Here is a 19,328-nt window from a genome sequence, read left to right as displayed (position 1 = left end):
CCGTGCGGCCGCGCCTCCTCCTCGCCCTGGCGGCCGCCGGCGGGCTCGCGGCGCTTTACGTGTGGTCCAGTCGCGCGCGCGGACCGGCGACGTCCGAGGCGCGGCTCGCCGCGTTCGACCATCGCCGGGTGACGGCGCTCACCGTCGCCGCCGGCGGCGAGTCGTGCCGCGCCGTCCGCGACGGCGCGGGGTGGAGGCTCGACGCTCCTGTCGATGACGCCGCTTCCGCGTCGGCGGTCGAGGAGGTCCTCGTCGCGGCCGGCCGGGCGACCATCCTGCGGGCGATGCCCGAGGCCGCGCCGTCGCCGGCGTTCGGCCTCGTGCCTCCGGAGGTCCACGTGGAGCTCGAAGGGGTCGCCACGCCTGCGATCGACGTCGGCGCCCGCATCCCGACCGGCGAGGGCGTCTACGCGCGCGTCGCCGGCCACGCCGGTGTCGTCGTCCTCAAGCTCCCCGAGTGCGCGGCGCTCTCGACCGTCCGGTGCGCGCTCCTTCGCGACGCGTCGCTCCTCGGCGCGCAGGCGAGCGAGATCGCCGCGGTCGATCTGGCCCCGGACGGTCCGTCGCTCCGGAAGGAAGGGGGGGCGTGGTGGATCGAGAAGCCGCGCCGTCTCGCCGCGTCGCCGGCGCGCGTCGACGCCCTGGTCACCGCGCTCGCACGCGCGTCGATCGTGGCGTGGGACGATGCCGCCGACGCGGCCGATCCGCGCTTCGGCCTCACGGGAGGGCGGCGCGTCGCGGTCACCGCGGCGGGCGCGGCGCGGGCGCTGACGTTCGGCGCCCGGGCGGGCGAGGGACGCGTCTACGCGTCGCGCGAAGGGCGTCGCGGTGTCGTCACGGTCGCGATCCCCGCGCTCGCGGGGACGAGCCTCGACGCGCTCCGCGAGACCAAGCTGACGAACGTCAACCGCTATCACGTCGTCTCGCTCGACTACCGCAACGGTGCGGAGCGCTTCACCGCCACGCGAGTCAAGGGCACCTGGACGCCTCTGTCCGACGACGCGGTGCTCGCCCTCCTCGTCGGCCTGCTCGAGGCGCCGACGGCGTCGTGCGAAGCCGCGACGCTTCCCGGCGGCACGCGAGCGACGATCGACTACGCGACCGACGACGGAGCGAAGGGGCACATCGAGGTCGTCTCGGGGCTCGCGTCATGGAGCGAGGCGCCGGGCTCCGTCTTTCGTCTCGCTGCGCCGCTCCCGCCCGTACGGTAACTGTCCCCTTAGAACCGCCGCGTGGCGATGCCGAAGATGCCGCGCGTGTCGCCGCTCAGGAGCTGCTCGTCGTGCGCGATTTCGACGCGCACGTCCCATTGGGAGGGGAGGAGCGCGCCCAGGCCGTAGGAGCTCGACGCGATGTCGCCGCGCTCGGCGGCGGCGGCGAGGTAGAGCCGCGCGCCGTGCCAGGGCGGCGTCGCCCAGCGGATCGCTCCGCGTGCATGCCACGACTCGTCCTCGCCGAACGCGCTGTCGATGAGCCAGCCCGCGCGGAACGAGAGATCGAGGCCACCGGCGCGGCCGAAGTCGAGCGCGGGCTCGGCACCGAGGAACCCTTTCGTCTCGATCGCGCCCTCGAGCACGTCGATGCTCGTCACGGAGGGGTTGAAGCCGTCGACGAGGTGGTTCGACCGGTGGTGGAAGAAGAGTCCCGCGCGCCAGGCGTCACCGGGGAGCGGATGGGCGATGCCGGCGTCGTAGAGGTAGTAGAGATCGTTGCCGGCGTCCGACGTGAGGACGTGGGAGTCGACCTCGATCTCGCCGTAGGTGCCGCCGAGGAACGGAGGGGAGGCGACCCGGAGATCGAAGCGTGCGCTCGCGCGTCCCGCATCGCCGCCCCCCGCCGCGAGGAGCCCGGCGATCTCGGGAGGCACGGGGCGCGCACGGGGCCCGCGCGGTCCCTGCGCGAGATCGAAGCCGGCGAGCAAGCCGTCGGTGCCGAGGCCGAGCGGGTTCCGCGACGACAGCCAGCGTGCGAAGAGGCCGAACCGGCGGTTCCCACCGAGATCGACGTCGAGACGAGGGCCGGCGAGCCAATCGATCCCATGGTCGTTCCCGATGAGCGCGTCGGCGCTCGCGTCGACGCCGATCGCGACGCTCTGCTTCGCCCCGAGTCGATGCATGAAGCGCACGGTCGCCGCCGCCGTCGCGGAGGCGTCCACCCCGTGCGACTCGAAGACGTAGGCCGCGGCGGCCCGGCCGGCGAAGCCGTTCTCAGGGAACGCATCGAAGAAGCCGGGGGACGCCCATGCGATGCCGGCCTCGCGGACGCGCGCGCGTCCGGCGTCGTCGACGACCTGGAATCCGTGCTCTCCCGCGAAGAGCTCGAGCGAGCCGCGACCGAGCGGTCGGCGCGCGGCGAGCTCCACGCGGTAGTCGATCTGTCCCACGGCGAAGGTGAACCCCGAGGCGTTCTCGATCGCGGTGAGGAGGCCGGCGCGCACCGCGACGCGCCAATCGCCGGGGGTCGCGAGCGGGACCTCCGCGTCGAGGGTGCCGAGGAGCTCGTATCGTGCCGATGAGAACCACGCGAGCGAGCCGCGCGCGTAGGCTTCGTCCTCGCCGGCGAGGGCCGCGGGCGCTAGGGCGAGGGCGACGAGAGCCGCGGCGGCACCGCGGATCACGGCTTGGGGACGACCGGCTGCGGGGCGTCGGCCGGCGCCGCGTTTTCGTGCTCGACGACAGAGAACGGCGCCGTCGTCTCGACGGCCGCGGCCGTCGCGTCGACGACCCGGATCCTCAGACGGTAGGCGCCGAGCGGCCAGCTGGCGGCGGTCGGCAGCTCGAAGCCCTGGCCGATCGTCGTCGCCTCGCGCTCCTGCGGCCTCCCGAGCGCGCGCCAGCTCCCGTCGGTCTCCTTCCCCTCGAGCTGGTACGTGACGTGGTACGGCGGCGCGCTTCCGTAGATCTCGAAGAAGACGCGGACCGGATCACCCCGCGCGAGCGTCTCGGCGGCGCGCGGGACGACGTGGAACCCGCCGATGATGTAGGGCGAGTCGTAGCTCGACTGCGCCACGTAGGGGAGCGGCTCCATCGTGCGCGCGAGGACGGTATCCGAGACCGAGACACCGGTGCCGGAAGGGAGCGGATCGATCCGGCCCCTGTAGATTCGGCTCACGCCGGTCGATGGGTCGACGGCGAGAACCGTCACCTCCCACGCCCCGGGCTCGAGCTGGACGCGCCCCTGCGCTGTGCGCGCGACCCCCTCGCCCTCGACGCGGAACGATCCCTCGCCGAGGAGGTGCGCGGTCCCGCCGTTCCCAGGCTTGGCGAACCTCGCGATGAGCGAGGGTGGCGCCGAATCCGCCTCTCCCGGAATCGCCACGGTCGCGACGGCCAGCATCCCGCCCTTCTCTTGCCGGAAACGGTCGACGGCGAGGGGCAGCGGCTGATAAGCGAACGTCTCGACCGCTTCGACGGAGTCGAGGATGTACTTCTCCTGCGGCGGCACCTCTTGCATCTTGCCGAGGTCGAGGAGCACGCCGAGCGGCGAGCGGCTCGTGGGCGCGACCATCCCGACATCCTTCCGGTCCTGCGCTTCGTGGAGATCGAAGAATGGGCTCGCGAGCGAGGGGTCGGACGAGACGTGGTACTCGCCGGTCACGTCGCGAACGAACGGAACGTAGACGACCGGGTCGAGGTCGGGGCGGCCACCCGGCCTGTTGTAGACCCAGCGGATGAGGCCGGCGCTGTCGGTCTTCGTCGAATCGACCTTGGCGTTCGGGTCGTCCCTCACGTCGTCGGGCGCCCCGTAGAGGATGTAGATCTTCCCACGGTCGGTCATCCACCCGGGTTTGGAGCTGTCCTGGAATTTGTCGTTCGCCTCGCGGACCCGGGTCCAGAAGAGCTGGCGATACTCGTTGCTGAGGGTGTCCGGGGTCGGGTCGCGGCGGCGCCAGAACCGCTCGACGAAGGCAACGCGGTCGGCGTCGGTCTTGAGCGCCTTCCAGTCCTTGATCTCCTGCGGCGTGATGACGTAGTGCACCGGCCCGTCGAGCCAATGCTTCACGTCGTCCTTGTTGCTGCCGGCGGCCGCGACCAGGTGCGTGACGAGGACGCCGAGCGCGAGGCCGGCCGCGGGGAGGAGGCGCACCCGTGGAGTATAATCCGCCGTTCCCATCACGCTCGGGGGCCGGATGCTCGCTTCGCGGAAGTCCAGGTACGCGCTCGTCGTCACCATGCTCGCGGCGGCCGCCTGCTCGGGCCGCGGCGCCCCCGGCGGCCTCACCGATCCCGATCCCGCCGTCCGCTCGCAGGCCGCGATCCACCTCGGCGAGCGGAAGGCGCCGGACGGCGTCGATCAGATCGTCCCTCACCTGAACGACCCCGAATTGACGGTGCGCATCGACTTCATCAGCGCCCTCGGCGCGCTCGGCGACCCGCGCGCCGTCCCCGCGATCATCCCCTACGCTTCCGATTCGCTCTCGGGCGTGCGCATCGCGGCCTGCCGCGCCCTCGGACTCATCGGCGACCCGCGCGCCGTGCCCGCCCTCGAGAGCGCGCTGCAAGATCCGGACGAGACGATCCGCACCGTCGCCGCGAAGGCGCTCGGCAACATCCCCGGGCCCGAGTCGATGCAGGTGCTCCTCCGGACCGCCCTCGCCGACGAGAGCGAGGCGATCCGCAGCCACGTCATGAAGGTCATCGCGGAGCGGCACGAGAAGGACGCCGTGCCGAAGCTCGAGAGCGCGCTCTCCGCCGAGTCGGATCTCGTCCGCGCGAACGCCGCGCTCGCCCTCGCCAACGTCGGCGACCGGTCGAGCGTCCCCGCCCTCATCCGCGCGCTCGACGACCCGTACTACAAGGTCCGCTGCCTCGCCGCGCACGCGCTCGCGAAGCTGGCGCCGGGCGACGCGGAGGCGAAGCAAGCGATCGTCAAGCGGCTCGGCGTCGAGACCACGGGGATGGTGCGCGTCGATCTCGCGTGGGCGGCGGGAAAGGCGGGTGACGTCTCGCACCTCGGCGTCGTGCGCACGCTCCTCATCGAGGGCCAGCCGGAAGACGTCCGCGCCGAGGCGGCGTTGGCGCTCGGCCAGCTCGGTGGGCCGTCGGACGTTCCCATCCTCGAGCGCGCGCTCGCGGACAAGAAGGGCCTGGTGCGCAGCCGGGCCGCCGAGGCGATCGACCGGATCAAGGGCGCCAAAACTTCCTAGGAGACCGTCGATGGACAAGTTCGTGAACATCGGGCAATCGATCCACATCAAGGGCGAGCTGACCGGCAACGAAGACCTCACGATCGAGGGCAAGGTCGAGGGGAAGATCTTCCTCAAGGACCATCACCTCACGATCGGGACGAACGGAAAGATCACGGCCGAGATCCAGGCGAAGACGGTCATGGTCCTGGGCGAGGTCACGGGGAACATCACCGCCGACGACAAGGTCGAGGTCGCGACGTCGGGCACGATGCGCGGCGACATCTCCGCACCGCGGGTCGTCCTCGCCGACGGCGCGAAGTTCCGCGGCTCGATCGACATGGACCGGAAGCCGGCCACGGCGCCGGCCCAGGCCAAGCCGGCGATGGAGCCGGTCGGCGCGGGAGCGGCGAAAGCCGCAACGGTCTAGGCCGTCCGCGTGGCGCGAGGCACCCAAGATCCCGGGTCCGAGGCGGCGCCGCCTCCGAGCGGCCAGCCCTGTGGCGGGCTGGGGCGCGCGATCGCGCGCGCGTTCCGGCAGGGGAAGCCGGAGATCCTCGCCGCGGGTCCCCTCTGCGGCGAGAGCATCGTCTACCTCGCGGGACGCGGCGCCCGCGTCCACGTCGACGAGATCACGCTGCCGGATCCGATCCCACCGAGCAAGCCGGGCGAGGGCCCGTCGGCGCCGCTGCCGTTCACGATCGCGCTGCCTTCGGGCCAGTGCGATCTCGTGCTCGCGTGGGAGATCCTCGACTTCGTTCCGCCGGAGCGCCTCGTCGAGTTCGGGTCGGAGCTGGTGCGCGTGATGCGCACCGGCGCGCAGCTCCTCCTCTTCGCGCATCAGAAGCCACCGGCGGAGCACGCCGTGATCCCGCGCTATCGCCTCCTCGCCGACGACCTCATCGTCCGGGAAGAGCCGCCGGGCGATCTCAAGCGGCGCTACACCCATCCGAATCGCGACATCGAGCGCGCGCTCGCCGGTCTCTCGATCCAGGGGATCCAGCTCCAGCGCAACCAGCTCCGGGAGATCCTCGCATCCAAGGCCGGGGTGGGTTGATGCTCGCCGAGCGCATCGGCCGCATCGAGCTTTCGCCGACTTTCAAGATCAACGCGAAGGCGAAGCGGCTGCAGGCCGACGGGATCGACGTTCTCGACTTCTCCGTGGGCGAGCCGGACTTCCCGACGCCGGCGGCCGCGAAGATCGCGGGGATCGACGCGATCGCGCACGACGTCACGCGCTACACCGCGAACGAGGGCACGCTCCCGCTCCGCCGCGCGATCGTGGGCAAGCTCAAGGACGACAACGGCCTCGAGTACGGCGAGGGCGAGATCCTCGTCTCTCCCGGCGCCAAGGCTTCGATCTTCTGCGCGGCGATGGCGCTCTTCGGCCCGGACGACGAGGTCCTGATCCCCGCGCCGTACTGGGTCTCCTATCCGGAGCAGGTGCGTCTCGCAGGTGCCACGCCGGTCGTCGTCACGGCGAAGGAGAGCCGCGAGTTCAAGCTGACCCCCGACGATCTGAAAGAAGCGATCGGCCCGAAGACCAAGGGCCTCATCCTCAACTACCCCTGCAATCCCACCGGGGCCTGCTACGACCGTGACGAGCTCGCCGCGCTCGCGCGCGTCGCCGGCGCGGCCGGCCTCTCGATCATCGCCGACGAGATCTACGAGAAGCTGATCTACGACGGGAAGGGCTTCACGAGCATCGCCGCCGTCTCGCGGGAGGCGAAGGAGCGGACCGTCGTCGTCAACGGGATGAGCAAGGCGTTCGCGATGACCGGCTGGCGACTCGGCTATGCGGCGGGCCCGAGGGACGTGATCGAAGCGATGGGGCGCGTGCAGAGCCATTCGACCTCGCATCCCGCGGCGATGGCGCAGGCCGCCGGCGAGGTCGCGCTCCGGTGGGCGGGGGACGACGTCCGCACGATGACCGCGGAGTTCGAGCGCCGCCGCGACGCGATCGTCGCAGGCCTCGCGAAGCTCCCCGGCTTCTCGTGCGTGAGGCCGTCGGGCGCCTTCTATGTGTTTCCCAACGTGTCGGCACTGTTCGGTCGCTCGATCGGCGGACGCACCGTGCGCTCCGGCCAAGACGTCGCCGAGGCGCTGCTCGACACCGCGCGCGTCGCCGTCGTCCCCGGCGAGGCGTTCGGCTCGCGCGATCATGTTCGGCTCTCCTTCTCCTGTGCGCTCGCGCGCATCGAGGACGGGCTCGCACGCATCGCCCAAGCGATCGCGTAGGTCCTCTCCCGACTGAAGCGAGAAGAAGGCGAAAGAAGAAGGGCCGCGACCGCGCGGCTCTTTTTCTTTACATGAAAACCGTTCGGCGTCGCGCGACCGGGGCGTATGCTGCGCCGGGGCACGAGGTCCGAATGATCACAGGTCGAAAGCTCGGAGGCTATCTGAGCCTCGTCTGCGGCTGCGGGCACGAGCCGATTCGCGTCACTTACCTCGGCGTCGATCCCGCGTTCCCGCACCTGCGCCTCGATTGCGAAGCCTGCGGCAACCACTCCGTCGTGAAGATCAGGAACGCGCGCTCGTTCCCGCACGCGCCGCTTGCGAGCGAGGCGCCGAGTGAGGCTCAGGCGCTGAAGCGTTAGCTCGAGGTTGGTGCCGAAGCGGGGATTCGAACCCCGACAGGCTTGCGCCCACTAGATCCTGAATGCACAGGTGCAAGCCAAACGGCGTTCTTATTCTGGTTGGGCACAGGGTTACACTGCATTCCGCCACAGAAACCGCCACAGGTCGGGGGATCGATAGGGCTCGTCATGATCGTGAAGATCGAGGACATCAAACCACTCCTGACACGAGGCCGTGTGGACCCCGAGGCCGTGTTGCCGGAACTCATCAAGCTGGCTTCGAGTGACCAACGGCAAACGCGCGAAGTAGCCGCTACCGGTCTGGTCGAGCTCGGCAAGCGCCACCCGGCCGTGGTGCTGCGTGAAGCGCGACGGTGGGCAAAAAAGATGACCCCAATGTCCGGCGTGCCGCGAGAAGGCCTGCGCGGTATTGTCAAGGTAGATCCGCAATCGGTCGGCCCCGTACTCGAGGACCTCCGAGCGGATCCCCAGTTGTACGTCAAGAAGTCGGTCGCGAATGTCCTACGGAACGCGAGCACCAAGCACCCGGACTTTGCGCTCAGTCTCTCTTCGCTGGGCGCGCTCCAGGAATCCTCACACTCAGTGGATCGTCAGGGATGGGCTTCGAAAGGTCAAACGGACGCGCCCGCGCGAAGCGGCGGCCATCTTGGAGTCAATCGACGACCGCTCGGCCTGAGACTTCTTACAGCGCGCGCCGCTCGACGCCGCAGAGGGCGGTGGTACCGAAGCGGGGACTCGAACCCCGACTGGCTGTTCTAACGGCGGGGCATGTTCAATCTCATCGCGGCCGCTGTGGCTTGCAGTAGCCAGGGCAATCCGAGTCGCCATGAGCCGGATCGCAGTGGTCGCCGGGGAAGTCCACGCAGACGTAGCCCAGCGGGCAGACATCGCCCCCGGGTTTTCCGCCGCAGATCTTCCGCCGCGGATCGGCGGAGGCCGTCGGCGCCAGCAGGCTCATCGCTCCAAGCGTCGCCGCGCCCATCGCGAGCGCGATCATCAACGATCGAACGCTGTTGTTCATGACGACCCCTCCTTCAAGGCCACACCGAAAACATACGACGTAACGAGAGAGTTCGTTCGGGGTGGTGCCGAAGCGGGGACTCGAACCCCGACAGGCTTGCGCCCACTAGATCCTGAATCTAGCGCGTCTACCAATTCCGCCACTTCGGCAAGAACGAACGGCTACACTACCAATCGCCCGCGAGCAGTGTCAAGAAATCCCCGAGATTCGGAGCAACGATGCGCAAGACGAGGAGGTCGCCGGCCCGCAGCGGAGCGCCTCCCGCTCGCGCCGTTCGCAGTTCGGAGCCGAAGAAAGAGCTGATCGGCATCCTGCGCGGCTCGATCGTCGAGCCGTTCGACGCGGATGACGGGCCTCCAGTCGCGGTCACGTCGAGAGGCAACGCGCGCGAAGGCGACGCGGTCGTCGCGACGCGGATCCCGGCGACGAGGAAGCACGCCGAGGAAGCGAAGATCGTCGAGTCGCTCGGCAACGTCGAGGCGCCGGGAGTCGACGGCGAGGTCGTCGCGCGCCGCCATCATCTGCGTCGCACGTTTCCCGAAAGCGTCCGCATCCACGCCGCGCGCATCGACCGCAAGATCCCGGAAGCCGAGCTCAAGAAGCGCGAGCGGTTCGACCGGCCGTCGCCGGTCACGATCGACGGCGAGAGCGCGCGCGATTTCGACGACGCGATCGCGGTCGAGGAAGCGGCCGGCGGAGGGTGCCGCCTCTACGTCCACGTCGCCGACGTGTCTTATTACGTGAAGGCGAACGATCCGATCGACAAGGAAGCGACGGCGCGGGGGACGAGCGTCTACTTTCCGGACCGCGTCTTCCCGATGGTGCCGGAACGCCTCGCCGACGATCTCTGCTCGCTCCGGCCGGGGGAGGACCGGCTCGTCCAGTCGGTGGTCATCGATTACGACAAGAAGGGGAACGTGGTCGCGACGCGCTTCGCCGACGGCGTCATCCGTTCCGCCGCGCGGCTCACCTACACGCAGGTCGCGGAGGTGCTCGACGGGAACGGCACGCGGCTTCCGATCGCGCACGACGTCGTCGCGATGCTTCGGAGCGCCGAGGTGCTGCGTGCGCGACTCGAGACGCGGCGGCGCGCGCGCGGGAGCATCGACTTCGACCTGCCGGCGCCGACGATCCTCCTCGATGTCGAAGGGGTCATGACCGGCATCAAGGTCGAGCAGCGGAACAAGGCCCACCGGATGATCGAGGAGTTCATGCTCGCGGCCAACGAAGCCGTGGCGGCGTGGATGTCGTCACGCCACGTGCCGTGCCTCTTCCGCGTGCACGAGGCACCCGATCCGGTCAAGATCGACGGCCTGGCGGCGTTCGCGCGGAGCCTCGGGCTCACGCTGCGCACCAAGGGAGGGGAGATCACGCCGGGCGACGTCCAGCGCCTGCTCGACGAGGCGGAGGGGCTGCCTGCGTTTCCCGTCGTCACGCAGCTCGCCCTACGTTCGATGAAGCAGGCGCGCTACGCGCCGGAGGACGAGGGGCACTTCGGCCTCGCGGCGCCGCATTACCTCCACTTTACGTCGCCGATCCGGCGGTACCCCGACCTCCTCGTCCACCGCGCGCTCAGGGCGGCGCGCACGCGGCACCGCGCTCCCGCCACCGGCGATCTCGAGGCGCTCGGCGAGTCGTGCTCGACGTTCGAGCGCGAGGCGGAAGCGGCGGAGCGCGAGCTCGTCGACTGGAAGAAAGTGAAGTTCCTCCGCGGCCGCGAGGGTGAGGCGATGGACGGTCTCGTCACCGGCGTGGCGCGCTTCGGAATTTTCGTTCAGCTCGCCGGGGGAATCGGCGAGGGGCTCGTCCGCGTTCAACGTTTGGGCGAGGAATGGTTCGAGTTCGATCCCGTGCGGCACGAGATGCGTGGGGCGAAATCCGGACGCACGTTTCGTTTGGGTGACGCGCTGCGCGTGAAGATCGATCGCGTCGACACCGTTCTTCGGCGCGTCGATCTCTCGCCGGTCGACGATCGCGCGGAAGCGCCTCGCGAACGAAAGGGGAAGAAGAGAAGGCGCCGCTGATTGTCCGTTGCTCGCGTCGTTCGAGGTGTATCCTCGCGAGGCACGGTTCAAGGAGGCGCCATGACCTACGTCGCGTCGGACATCATGTCGAAAGACGTCTTCTGCGTCCGCAAGGACACCGACCTCAGGGACCTGGGTAAGCTCTTCTTGAGCCGCAATATCACGGGAGCCCCCGTGCTCGATCTCGAGGGCGATCTCTGCGGGGTGATCTCGCAGACCGATCTCCTCTATTACCAGCTCTCGCGCGACGACGAGCTGATCGTTCCGTCCGATTTCTATCAGAGGGCCCGCGTCGACGGCCGTCCGATCGCGCAAGGCTTCCAGATCGAGGACGTGAACACGGCGACGGTCGAGGAGGTCATGACGCCCGTCGTCCACGCGGTCTCGGGGACGACGCCCGTCGGCGAGATCGCGCGCCTCATGACGCGCCGCCACATCCACCGCGTCATCGTGCGCGAGGGGAAGAAGGTCGCCGGCATCATCTCGGCGCTCGATCTCCTTCGCGTCATCGACAGCCCCAATGGGTCGAAGCCGGCCGCCAAGCGGCGCCCTGCGGCGAAGCGCGCCAAGCCGAAGGCGAGGAAGTCGGCGAAGGCGCGCCCGCGCCGCCACCGCGCCGCCTGATCGCGGCACTCTTTGCCGCCAGGTCCCGCCGACCTTAGAATCACCCGGCGTCCCGCGCTTTCGCGGCGACGGACGAGGAGCGGCGCATGGATCGTTGGTGGTCCGACGGAACCGAGAACGGATCGAGGCTCTGGCAGGGCATCTTGGGGATCATGGTCCTGGGAATCGGTCTCGGGATGGCGCAGAACGTCCTCGTGCGCATGGGAAGCGCGAAGGATGGGCTGGCGTGGCGCTACGAGCCGCAGAAGCTCGACACCCTCGACGACGTGACGGCGAAGGCTGCCTCCGCGACCCCGCCTCCTGCGGCGCCGGCGGCGAACGACCCCACCAACAACGATCCGCTCGGCCTCGGCGCGCAGGGGACGGCCTCCGGGCTCGACGTTCCCGACCTCCCGCGGCCGATCCAGATCCAGCTCCCGAAGGTGAAGGAATTCTTCGATGCGAAGGCGGCGACGTTCGTCGATGCGCGCGATCCAGAGGAGTACGCCGGCGGCCACATCCCAGGCGCTGTGAGCCTTCCCGGTGAGCAGGCGACCACCGACCCGGCGCGCCTCGAGAAGTTCGACCCGAGAGGGAAGCCGATCATCGTCTACTGTGGCGGCGGCACCTGCGAGCTCTCGATGAACCTCGGCTTCGCGCTCGTCGCCGCCGGCAAGCACAAGGTGCTCGTCTTCACCGGCGGCTGGCCCGAGTGGTCGGGCGCGAGCTATCCGGTCGAGAAGGGCGCGGGGTCCTGACGTGGAGTCGTTCCTGATGCACCCGACCGTCCGTCGGGGGGCCCAGATCCTGTGCGGGCTCATTTTCCTCGCCGCGGCGCTCCCGAAGATCGCGGATCTCACGGCGTTCGCCGGGAGCATCCACAACTTCCACCTGGAGCCGGTCGTTCCGATCGCAGCGACGAACCTCCTCGCCGTCTCGATCCCCTGGGTCGAGCTCGTCGCCGGGCTCGCGCTCGTCACGGGCGTGCGCCCGCGGGCGGGAGCGATCGTCTACACGCTGCTCCTCGCGGTGTTCACGGTGGGCGTCATCCAGGCGATGGCGCGCGGCCTCTCGTTCGATTGCGGCTGCTTCGGGAAGGCGGGCGCGGCGAAGATCGGGTTGCGCAAGCTGGCCGAGAACCTCGGGATGCTGGCCCTCGGGATCGTCGGGTCGATCGAAAGGCGCTAGGCGGAGAGCTTCGCGACCGCGCGGGTGAGACGCGACTTCGTGCGCGCCGCGGCGTTCTTATGGAGGACGCCGTGCTTCGCGGTGCGGTCGACGAGCGCGATCATGTCCTTCATGAGGCTCTGCGCGGTCGGCCCGTCGCCGGCGGCGACCGCCTGGCGCACCTTCTTGATCTGGGTGCGCAGCCTGCTCTGATGGGCACGGTTGCGCAGGCGCCGCTTGATGTCCTGCTTGTTCTTCTTGACCGCCGAAGCATGAGACGCCATGTCGCGAGACCTCCGAAAAGCCCGGGGATGTTAGCAGTTCACAGTTGACAGTCAACAGTCGACAGTCAGAGGCTCAGCGGCCGACTATTTTCCCAGCGTGGCGAGCCTGTCCTTGGCGATCCGGGCCTCGTCGCTGCCCGGGTAGGTCGCAACGACGTAGCGGAGCTGCTCGACCCCCTGTCCGATCTGGTTGCTCTGGACGAAGGCGAGCGCCTTCTTGAGGTTCGCCGCGGCGGCCTTGTCGCTGCCGGGGTACTTCGCGAGCATCTTGTCGAAGGCGCCGATCGCTTCTTTGTAGTTTCCCTGGCTGAAGTAGCACTCGCCGATCCAGTACATCGCGTTGTCGGCGAGATCGGCCTCGGGGAACTTCTCCGCGTATTCCTCGAACCCCTGGATCGCGAGGGGGTAGTTGCCCTTCGAGAAGTCGGCGTAGGCGGAGGTGTAGAGCGAGTTCGGGTTCGTCATCGCGCCCGCGGCGGCGCCGCCGGGAGGAGGAACCGGGACCGGAACGGGAACGGCTCCGGGTGCGGTGGTCGCCCCCGGGACCGGGTCTGCCGGCGGCGGGACCGCGCGGCGCGCCGACTCCCGCGCCGCCTGGACGTCTTGCGACAGCCGGTCGACGCGGGTGTTGACCTGGTCGACCTTGTCGGCGGTCGCCGCGTTCTGTCTGACGATGTCGTTGACGTGGGACGTGAGATCGGCGATCTCGGAGCGCTTCACGGTGTCGCCGGAACCGACCTTCGCCTGCAGGTCGGTGACCTTCTGCGACAGCTCGCCCTGAGTCTTCGAGACCGCGGCGAGCTCTTGCTGCACCTTCGCCACGTCGCTCTGGAGCTGCGCCATCTGATCGGGCATGACGCAGCCCCAGAGGGCGAGGGCGGGGACGACCGCCAGGACGGCGCGGGCGCCTTTCGTCACGACTTGATCGTGAACTCGGCGCGCCGGTTCTTGGACCAGGCGGCCTCGGTGTGGCCGGGATCGGCGGGGCGCTCCTCGCCGTAGGAGATGGCGGAGAGCTTGCCGCCGTTGACGCCGAGCGTCGTCAGGTATTCCTTGACCGAGTTGGCGCGGCGGTCGCCGAGCGCGACGTTGTAGCCGATCGAGCCGCGCTCGTCGCAGTGGCCGCCGATCTCGACGGTGTGCGTCGGATGCGCGTTGAGCCACGACGCGTTCGCCTGGAGGGTCGCCTTGGAGGCGTCGTCGAGATCGTTGCTGTTGTAGGCGAAGTAGATGGTCTTGAGAACGCCCTGGCGGTTCAGGTCGTCGATCGACGTCTCGACCGGGGCCTTGTCGACCTGCTGCGTGGGGAACGGCTCGGCGGCGACGGGCGCCGGTTCCGGTGCCGGCTTCGTCTCCACCGGCGGAGGAGCGGCGGTGGTCGTGTCGGGAGTGGCCGACGGTTTCGCTTTCGTCGAACAGGCCGTGGCGCCGAGCGCCATGAGTGCTACGACTGCAAGGACGAGGGGGAAGCGGCTCAACGTTCTCATCAGGGCTGGACTCCTTATGGTGGGCCGTTCGCCGGCGAGTCTAGCCACGCTCCTCCGCGATCGCAACCCCGCTGCGGCGTTCTTACGGCACGCGGTGCGACCAATCGGGCGTGATGCAGTCGCCGCCGCGCGTCAGGCGCCGCACGTCGGTGCCGTCGGATCGCATCGTGTAGATGTCGTACGAGCCCGCACGGTTCGACGAGAAGACGATGTGGTGTCCGTCGGGAGCCCATCGCGGGTTCTCGCTGTTGCCTTCGTGGTGCGTGATCGTCGTGGCGGCGCCGCTCGCGACGTCGACGACGACGATCTCGAAGCGTCCGTCGACGCGCGAGGCGTACGCGATCTTGTCGCCCTTGGGCGACCACGCCGCCGCGTCGGCGTACTCGTCCCCCGACGTGAGGCGCCGCGGGTTCAGCCCCTCCGCGTCCATGACGTAGATCTGGGGCGCGCCCGACCGGTCCGACGTGAAGGCGATCTCGCGCCCCGTCGGCGAGAACGACGGGCTCGTGTCGATCGCGGGGGAGTTCGTGAGGCGCGTGCTCCGCCCCGCCGCGAGGTCGAGGATGTAGATGTCGGCGTTCCCGGCCGCATTCGAGGCGTAGACGATCTTCCGGCCGTCGGGCGCCCAGTCGGGCGCGATGTTCAGGGTCCCGCCGGCCGTCTGCGCGCGCGCGATCCGGCCGTCGCTCTCGAGGATGTCGATCGCCGGCGGGCCCGACCGCCAGGTCATGAAGGCGAGGCGCTGGGCGACCGGCGACCAGGTCGGCATGAGGTTGATCGAGTTCGTCGTCGTGATGCGGCGCACGCGCTGGCCGTCGTAGTCCATCATGTAGATCTCCTTCCCCTTGTCATGCGAGGAGACGAAGGCGATCCAGGTGGACGCGATCCCCGGCTGGCCGGTGAGCTGCTGCACGATGTCGTCGGCGAGCTGGTGCGCGACGCGCCGCGCGAGGTCGGGCGGACCGCCGTAACGGCGGTCGAAGAGGGTCGAGGCCGGCGACGTCGTCTGCAGGCGCGCGCGGAAGTCGAGGCGGCCGGACACCGACCCGAGGCGGGAGAAGGCGACGTCCCCGGCACCCAGGCTCGCCCACTTGGCGTCGGGCGTCGTCTCGGGCGAGGTCGCGGCGAGCGGATAGAGCGAGGGCGGGACGACCTCGAAGTAGCCGGAGAAGTCGAGGTCGTCGCGGACCGTCTGTCCGATCTCGCGCGCGGCCTGAGCGAGCGTGCCGTCGGTGACCGGATCCGGCACGGCGATCTTGATCTTGGTGAACCCCGTTCCCGTGATGACGCCGCCGATCCCGCCCGGAGGGGGCGGCGTCTGCTGCGCGAGCAGGGGAGCGGCGGCGAGGAGGAGGGCGAGGCAGGACGAGCGGAGCATCAGCGGCCTTCCGGGTTGAGGTTGAAGCGCATCGTCACGGGGACGACGTCGCCGGCGAAGGTCGGCGGCACGGCAGGGAGCGGCGAAGCTTCCATGACGGCGCGCACGGCGGAGCGATCGAGGCTCGGAACACCGGACGGCTCGACGACGTGCACGTCGCGCGTCGTTCCGTCCTTCGCGATCTCGAACGCGACCACGACCGAGTACGTCTGCGTCTGATCGTCGAGGTACGGCTTCTGCCATGCCGCTTCGAGCGCGGCTTTGACCGCAGCGCCGTACCAATTGAGGCTCGCGTCGCCGTTTCCGACGGACGCCGTGATCCCCGTCGCGGCGCCCGGACCCGGCTTCGCGCCGGCGCCGGCCCCCGTGCCGGCTCCCGGCACCGCCGGCTTCTCCGTCGCGGGAGCCGCCGGCTTCACCGGCTCCGGCTGCTCCTTCGGCGCTTCCTTCTTCTTGACGGCCGGTTCGGGCTTCACCTTGACCTTCGGCGCCGCCGGAATTTCCTTCACCGTGTGCGCTTCCTTGGGAGGCGGCGCGGGGGCGGGCGGCTCCGGCTTCGCGGCCGGCGGAGCCGGAGGCGCCGAGGCGGGAGGGGAGCCGCCGATCGGCCCCGCGAGGGCGACGACGGTCGCGTTCTCGATCGGCGCCTGACGCGCGCGCGTGAACGGGACGACGAGGACGACCGCGAGGGCGAGCGCGTGCGCCGCGGCGGATCCCGACACGAACCGCGAGAGACGCGAGCCGAACCGGATGATCACCCTCATCGCGCCGGCCTTCCCGCCTCGAGCGGCACCGTGACGAGCGCGACCCGCTTCACGCCGCCCTTCCGGATGTGGTCCATCACGATGAGGACCTCGCCGTATGGGATGAGGCGGTCGGCGCGGAGGAACACCGTCTCCTCGGGCGAGGACGCCATCAGCGCGTGCATGCGCTGCTCGAGGAGATCGGGGTGGACCGGCGTGTCGTTGATCCGGATGCGCCCGTTCCGGTCGAGCGAGACGACCGTCCGCGGGTCCTTGATGTCCTGCGCCGTCTCGGTCGACGGCAGGTCGAGCGGGATGCCTTTTTGAAGCATCGGCGCCGCGAGCATCGAGATGATGAGGAGGACGAGCATCACGTCGACGAGCGGCGTGATGTTGATCTCGGCCAGGGCCCGGTGGCGCCCCGACCGGCCGTTCCCGCCCCCGACCGAGAGCGCCACCTCAGCTCCGCCGGCCGAGCACCCGGTGGACCATGTCCGCGCTGAACTCGTCCATCCCGGCTTCGAAGAGCCGCAGCTTGCGCATGAAGTGGTTGTAGCCGATGAGCGCCGGGATCGCGGCGAAGAGGCCCGCGGCGGTGGCCACGAGCGCCTCGGCGATCCCGGGGGCGTACGCGGCGAGCGACGCGGTGCCGGCGGCGCCGATGCTGTGGAACGCGTTCATGATCCCCCACACCGTGCCGAAGAGGCCGATGAACGGGGTCGCGCCCGCCGTCGTCGCGAGGAACCCGAGGCTGCGCTCGAGCTCGGTGACCTGGACCGAGGCGTTCTTGCGGAGCACACGGTCGAGCGCCTCGATCGTCGTCGGGTCGGCGCCTTCCGCCGGGGGCGGGTTCAGCGAGATCTCCCGGAACGCGGCGCGAAAGAGATGCGCGAGGGGGCTCGCCGACATCGCGGCGGTTCCGTCCTGGATCGCGGCGAGTCCGCCGCCCCGCTTGAACTTGTCGAGGAAGCGGTCGGTCTCGAGCTGCGCGCGCTTGAAGGCGCGCCAGCGCTCCCAGATGATTCCCCACGAGACGACCGAGAAGATCAGCAGCACGAGGAGCACGAACTTCGCCATGGCGCCGGATTCCATGACGAGCGCCCATACGTCGAGGCGGCTCGGCGCTGCGGCGAGGATCAGCACCCGGCGATGCTATCGCGTGCTCGTGCGGCCCACAAGCCAAGGCGTGGTATTCTCCGCGTCCCGGAACGGCCTCCCCGAGCGATCCTCTCGTGCTCCGAACGCTGCGCATCCGCAACCTCGCCACGATCGAAGACCTCGAGGTCGAGCTGACGCCCGGGCTCAACGTCATCACAGGAGAGACCGGCGCCGGCAAGTCGATCGTCGTGACCTCGCTCGGCCTCGCGTGCGGCGACCGCGCCGACGCGTCGTTGCTCCGAGCAGGCGCCGATCGTGCCGTCGTCGAAGCGGCGTTCGAGCCGGAAGCGCCGGCCGCCGTCGCGGCGCGCCTCGACGCCGCGGGCCTCGACGCGGCCGAGGGCGAGGTCGTCGTCCGCCGCGAGCTCGCGGCATCGGGGAGCGGCCGCACGCTCGTCAACGGCTCGCCGACGACGGTCGGCGCGTTGCGCGAGATCGGCGATCTCCTCGTCGACCTTCACGGCCAGCACGAGAGCCGGGGCCTTCTCGCCCCCGAGCGGCAGCTCGAGATCCTCGACACCTTCGGCGGCCACGCCGACGCGCTCGCCAGGGTCGAGGCCGCCTGCGCCGCGCTCGCATCCGCCGCGGACCTCCTGGCGCGGCGGCAAGCGTTGGCGCGCGAGGGCCAGGCCCGTGAGCTGGCTCTCCGCGAGACCGTCCGCGCGATCGGCGAGGCCGCGCCGAGAGAAGGCGAGCTCGAGGCGCTGCGGCGCGAGCGCGCGGTGCTCCAGAACGGCTCGCGCGTCGCCGGCCTCCTCGACGAGACGATCGCCGCTCTCGACGAAGCGGCGCGCGTCCGTGCGGCGGAGCGGCGGATGGACGAGCTGGCGGCGATCGACCCGCCGCTCGATACGCTTTCCGGCCGGCTGGCCGCCGCGCGTGTCGAGATCGAGGACGTGCGGGACACCCTGACCGCCTATCGCGACGCGCGCGATTTCGACCCCGCGCGCCTGGACGCGATCGAGACCCGGCGCGTGGCGATCGAGCGCCTGCTCCTGCGCTTCGGCCCCGACGAGGCCGACGCCCTCAGGCTCGCGGACGAGGCGGCCGCCGAGCTGCGCACGCTGGCGAACATCGACGCCGAAGTCGAGGCTGCGGCGGAGGCGCGCGATCTGGTCGCGCGGCGTTATGACGACGCAGCGGGCGATCTCACGCGGCTGCGCGAAGAGTCCGCGTCGCGACTCGGCCGGGCGGTCGAGCACGAGCTCGCGCCCCTGGCGCTCCCGAAGGCTCGCTTCACGGTCGTGCTCGCGCCGCGCGGCGGGACGGCGCACCCGCGGGGGAACGAGCGCGCGGAATTCCAGCTCGCGGCGAATCCGGGCGAGCCGCCGCGGCCGCTCGCGCGGTCGGCCTCCGGCGGCGAGCTGTCCCGCGTGCTCCTGGCGCTCCACGTCGCCTCCGACGTGGCGGAGGACCGGCGCGTGCTCGTCTTCGACGAGGTCGACGCCGGCGTCTCGGGGGCGGTGGCGCTCGCGGTCGGCGCGCGGCTCGCGCGCCTCGCGGCCGCGCACCAGGTCCTCTGCGTCACCCATCTGCCGCAGGTCGCCGCGCACGCCCGGTCCCACTACCATGTCTCGAAGCGCGCGCGCGGCGGGAGAACCCACACCGCGATCGTGGTGCTCGACGGCGAGGCGCGGGTCGACGAGCTGGCCCGCATGCTCGGCGGGAAGAAGACGACCGAGGCGGCGAGGGAGAACGCGGCCGAGCTTCTCGAAGAGGCGCGCGGCGGCAGGAGATGAGC

General features: G+C 70.3%; 22 protein-coding genes and 1 tRNA gene. 12 read left to right on the top strand and 11 right to left on the bottom strand.

The annotated features are described in order from the left end of the window. The first annotated feature begins 2 nt into the window (after positions 1–2). The gene (locus VFV19_02755) at positions 3–1,211 is read left to right on the top strand and encodes a DUF4340 domain-containing protein (protein HEX4823211.1); all 1,209 of its coding nucleotides are present in this window, start codon (positions 3–5) and stop codon (positions 1,209–1,211) included. Between the two features lie 8 nt (positions 1,212–1,219). Here VFV19_02755 and VFV19_02750 read toward each other — a convergent pair whose 3' ends face one another. Both VFV19_02750 and VFV19_02745 read right to left on the bottom strand, forming a co-directional pair. Further along, complete coding sequence (locus VFV19_02750; protein HEX4823210.1) at positions 1,220–2,617, bottom strand: hypothetical protein; 1,398 nt, start codon at positions 2,615–2,617, stop codon at positions 1,220–1,222. Beyond that, positions 2,614–4,086: a GWxTD domain-containing protein gene (locus VFV19_02745; GenBank protein HEX4823209.1), complete on the bottom strand. Its 1,473-nt coding sequence runs from the start codon at positions 4,084–4,086 to the stop codon at positions 2,614–2,616. Before VFV19_02745 ends, VFV19_02750 begins: the two co-directional genes overlap by 4 nt. A gap of 43 nt (positions 4,087–4,129) precedes the next feature. Between VFV19_02745 and VFV19_02740 the strand changes: the two genes are divergently transcribed. From VFV19_02740 to VFV19_02715, 6 genes are all read left to right on the top strand, one after another. Continuing rightward, positions 4,130–5,146, top strand: coding sequence for a HEAT repeat domain-containing protein (locus VFV19_02740; protein ID HEX4823208.1), 1,017 nt, complete (start codon positions 4,130–4,132; stop codon positions 5,144–5,146). 10 nt (positions 5,147–5,156) lie between these two features. Then, positions 5,157–5,555, top strand: coding sequence for a polymer-forming cytoskeletal protein (locus VFV19_02735; protein ID HEX4823207.1), 399 nt, complete (start codon positions 5,157–5,159; stop codon positions 5,553–5,555). Positions 5,556–5,564: 9 nt separating this feature from the next. Further along, on the top strand, positions 5,565–6,182 hold the full coding sequence (locus tag VFV19_02730) for a hypothetical protein (protein ID HEX4823206.1): 618 nt from the start codon (positions 5,565–5,567) through the stop codon (positions 6,180–6,182). After that, positions 6,182–7,363 (top strand): pyridoxal phosphate-dependent aminotransferase, encoded by a 1,182-nt coding sequence (locus tag VFV19_02725; protein HEX4823205.1) that lies wholly within the window; start codon positions 6,182–6,184, stop codon positions 7,361–7,363. The genes VFV19_02730 and VFV19_02725 overlap by 1 nt, the downstream gene beginning before the upstream one ends. Positions 7,364–7,494: 131 nt before the next feature. Then, positions 7,495–7,722 (top strand): hypothetical protein, encoded by a 228-nt coding sequence (locus VFV19_02720; protein HEX4823204.1) that lies wholly within the window; start codon positions 7,495–7,497, stop codon positions 7,720–7,722. A gap of 168 nt (positions 7,723–7,890) precedes the next feature. Beyond that, positions 7,891–8,481: a hypothetical protein gene (locus tag VFV19_02715; protein ID HEX4823203.1), complete on the top strand. Its 591-nt coding sequence runs from the start codon at positions 7,891–7,893 to the stop codon at positions 8,479–8,481. A gap of 19 nt (positions 8,482–8,500) precedes the next feature. Here the strand turns inward: VFV19_02715 and VFV19_02710 are convergent, their stop codons facing one another. Together VFV19_02710 and VFV19_02705 are read right to left on the bottom strand one after the other, a co-directional pair. Continuing rightward, positions 8,501–8,743: a hypothetical protein gene (locus VFV19_02710; protein ID HEX4823202.1), complete on the bottom strand. Its 243-nt coding sequence runs from the start codon at positions 8,741–8,743 to the stop codon at positions 8,501–8,503. Positions 8,744–8,805: 62 nt separating this feature from the next. Beyond that, a tRNA-Leu gene (locus VFV19_02705) sits at positions 8,806–8,892 on the bottom strand. 69 nt (positions 8,893–8,961) lie between these two features. Between VFV19_02705 and VFV19_02700 the strand changes: the two genes are divergently transcribed. The 4 genes from VFV19_02700 to VFV19_02685 all read left to right on the top strand — a co-directional run bounded on the left by VFV19_02700 (position 8,962) and on the right by VFV19_02685 (position 12,558). Then, the gene (locus VFV19_02700; protein HEX4823201.1) at positions 8,962–10,767 is read left to right on the top strand and encodes a VacB/RNase II family 3'-5' exoribonuclease; all 1,806 of its coding nucleotides are present in this window, start codon (positions 8,962–8,964) and stop codon (positions 10,765–10,767) included. 60 nt (positions 10,768–10,827) lie between these two features. Beyond that, the gene (locus tag VFV19_02695) at positions 10,828–11,391 is read left to right on the top strand and encodes a CBS domain-containing protein (GenBank protein ID HEX4823200.1); all 564 of its coding nucleotides are present in this window, start codon (positions 10,828–10,830) and stop codon (positions 11,389–11,391) included. A gap of 86 nt (positions 11,392–11,477) precedes the next feature. Further along, positions 11,478–12,128, top strand: a complete 651-nt coding sequence (locus tag VFV19_02690; protein HEX4823199.1) for a rhodanese-like domain-containing protein — start codon at positions 11,478–11,480, stop codon at positions 12,126–12,128. Between the two features lie 16 nt (positions 12,129–12,144). Further along, the gene (locus VFV19_02685; protein ID HEX4823198.1) at positions 12,145–12,558 is read left to right on the top strand and encodes a MauE/DoxX family redox-associated membrane protein; all 414 of its coding nucleotides are present in this window, start codon (positions 12,145–12,147) and stop codon (positions 12,556–12,558) included. Here the strand turns inward: VFV19_02685 and rpsT are convergent. From rpsT to VFV19_02650, 7 genes are all read right to left on the bottom strand, one after another. After that, positions 12,555–12,821 carry a 30S ribosomal protein S20 gene (gene rpsT / locus VFV19_02680; GenBank protein HEX4823197.1) on the bottom strand — a complete coding sequence of 89 codons (267 nt, stop codon included), beginning with the start codon at positions 12,819–12,821 and terminating at the stop codon, positions 12,555–12,557. The genes VFV19_02685 and rpsT overlap by 4 nt on opposite strands. 84 nt (positions 12,822–12,905) lie before the next feature. Continuing rightward, on the bottom strand, positions 12,906–13,739 hold the full coding sequence (gene ybgF, locus VFV19_02675; GenBank protein ID HEX4823196.1) for a tol-pal system protein YbgF: 834 nt from the start codon (positions 13,737–13,739) through the stop codon (positions 12,906–12,908). Beyond that, positions 13,736–14,308 (bottom strand): peptidoglycan-associated lipoprotein Pal, encoded by a 573-nt coding sequence (gene pal, locus VFV19_02670; protein HEX4823195.1) that lies wholly within the window; start codon positions 14,306–14,308, stop codon positions 13,736–13,738. The genes ybgF and pal overlap by 4 nt, the downstream gene beginning before the upstream one ends. Positions 14,309–14,390: 82 nt before the next feature. Further along, complete coding sequence (gene tolB, locus VFV19_02665; GenBank protein HEX4823194.1) at positions 14,391–15,686, bottom strand: Tol-Pal system beta propeller repeat protein TolB; 1,296 nt, start codon at positions 15,684–15,686, stop codon at positions 14,391–14,393. Then, on the bottom strand, positions 15,686–16,450 hold the full coding sequence (locus tag VFV19_02660) for a TonB family protein (GenBank protein HEX4823193.1): 765 nt from the start codon (positions 16,448–16,450) through the stop codon (positions 15,686–15,688). The genes tolB and VFV19_02660 overlap by 1 nt, the downstream gene beginning before the upstream one ends. Further along, positions 16,447–16,887, bottom strand: coding sequence for a biopolymer transporter ExbD (locus tag VFV19_02655; GenBank protein HEX4823192.1), 441 nt, complete (start codon positions 16,885–16,887; stop codon positions 16,447–16,449). The genes VFV19_02660 and VFV19_02655 overlap by 4 nt, the downstream gene beginning before the upstream one ends. Before the next feature lies 1 nt (position 16,888). After that, positions 16,889–17,572: a MotA/TolQ/ExbB proton channel family protein gene (locus VFV19_02650; GenBank protein HEX4823191.1), complete on the bottom strand. Its 684-nt coding sequence runs from the start codon at positions 17,570–17,572 to the stop codon at positions 16,889–16,891. Between the two features lie 89 nt (positions 17,573–17,661). Between VFV19_02650 and recN the strand changes: the two genes are divergently transcribed. Beyond that, entirely contained in the window at positions 17,662–19,326 is a 1,665-nt protein-coding gene (gene recN, locus VFV19_02645; GenBank protein HEX4823190.1) for a DNA repair protein RecN, read from the top strand. Positions 19,327–19,328 lie beyond the last annotated feature (2 nt).

This window comes from Candidatus Polarisedimenticolaceae bacterium, assembly GCA_036275915.1.
Classification (GTDB): Bacteria; Acidobacteriota; Polarisedimenticolia; order Polarisedimenticolales; family DASRJG01; genus DASRJG01.
The sequence above is the reverse complement of the archived record's forward strand: the minus strand, read 5'-3'. Positions and strand labels throughout refer to the sequence as shown.